This window comes from Vibrio sp. CyArs1 (assembly GCF_022432925.1).
In the GTDB taxonomy this organism is placed as follows: Bacteria; Pseudomonadota; Gammaproteobacteria; order Enterobacterales; family Vibrionaceae; genus Vibrio; species Vibrio mediterranei.
In genome coordinates, this window is sequence record NZ_JAKRBO010000036.1 from 1 (window position 1) to 525 (window position 525).

At 52.8% G+C, this 525-nt stretch carries 1 pseudogene; it reads right to left on the bottom strand.

The annotated features are described in order from the left end of the window. Positions 1-419, bottom strand: a pseudogene (locus tag MMA19_RS26470) (IS1-like element IS1A family transposase); the annotation flags it as partial. Between the last annotated feature and the right edge of the window lie 106 nt (positions 420-525).

Sequence of the window (525 nt, forward strand, 5' to 3'; positions counted from 1 at the left end):
GAATACGTGCGCAACAACCGTCTTCCGGAGCCTGTCATACGCGTAAAACAGCCAGCGCTGACGTGATTTAGCACCGACGTAGCCCCACTGTTCGTCCATTTCAGCGCAGACAATCACATCACTGCCCGGCTGTATGCGCGAGGTTACCGACTGCGGCCTGAGTTTTTTAAGTGACGTAAAATCGTGTTGAGGCCAACGCCCATAATGCGGGCTGTTGCCCGGCATCCAACGCCATTCATGGCCATATCAATGATTTTCTGGTGCGTACCGGGTTGAGAAGCGGTGTAAGTGAACTGCAGTTGCCATGTTTTACGGCAGTGAGAGCAGAGATAGCGCTGATGTCCGGCGGTGCTTTTGCCGTTACGCACCACCCCGTCAGTAGCTGAACAGGAGGGACAGCTGATAGAAACAGAAGCCACTGGAGCACCTCAAAAACACCATCATACACTAAATCAGTAAGTTGGCAGCATCACCGGTTGCGACTGCAGAAAAAGCACCCTCAGTGACTTGGGCATTATTGGCTGA